Source organism: Pseudomonas sp. EA_65y_Pfl1_P113 (genome assembly GCF_963970525.1).
GTDB lineage: Bacteria > Pseudomonadota > Gammaproteobacteria > Pseudomonadales > Pseudomonadaceae > Aquipseudomonas > Aquipseudomonas tritici.
The window spans coordinates 1-686 of record NZ_CAXAQM010000179.1 but is presented as its reverse complement, the minus strand read 5'-3'; the positions used below and the strand labels follow the sequence as shown (position 1 = coordinate 686).

Here is a 686-nt window from a genome sequence, read left to right as displayed (position 1 = left end):
CGCGCGTTTCCTGAGATGGATGACGCTGGCATTGCTGGCCTATGCGGCTACGGCATTTGCCGTGCACCTGTCATGGAGCGATGTGCTGCGTGGAGTCCTACTACCGAGCATGCCGGACTCAAGCGCCTGGATTCTGGTAGCCGCGATCTTCGGCACCACGATCAGCCCCTATTTGTTTTTCTGGCAGGCCTCCCAGGAAGCAGAAGATGCCAGAGCTAAAGCTAAAAGCCTTTCGACATCGGAAGTCAGCGCCGGCGAAGAGCGCCGTATTAGCCTCGATAGCTGGTTCGGTATGTTTTTTTCAAACCTCATTGCCATTTTTATCATCATAACCACCGCCGCGACCTTGCATATCGCTGGTATTACGCAGATCGATACGGCCGCGCAGGCGGCCGAAGCACTCAGGCCGCTGGCGGGCGACTTTGCCTTTGCACTTTTTGCCAGCGGTATCATCGGGACCGGCCTTCTTGCCGTCCCGGTTCTAGCCGGCTCGGCGGCGTATGCGGTCTCCGAAACCTTTGGGTGGCGTGCGGGCCTTGGGCTGGCACCTCGGAATGCCAAGGCTTTTTACAGCGTGATAGCTTCGGCCGGCATTCTGGGCATTCTCGTTCATTTCTCGCCGATCAGTCCCATGCAGGCGCTGCTGTGGAGTGCTGTCATCAACGGCTTTGTTGCAGCCCCACTTA

Annotated in this window: 1 protein-coding gene; it reads left to right on the top strand. The window is 57.9% G+C overall.

Annotation, left to right across the window (positions count from 1 at the left end):
• Nucleotides 1–19: 19 nt before the first annotated feature.
• Nucleotides 20–686: divalent metal cation transporter (locus AACY52_RS29000; protein ID WP_339561170.1), on the top strand; the 667-nt coding region annotated here is incomplete at its 3' end.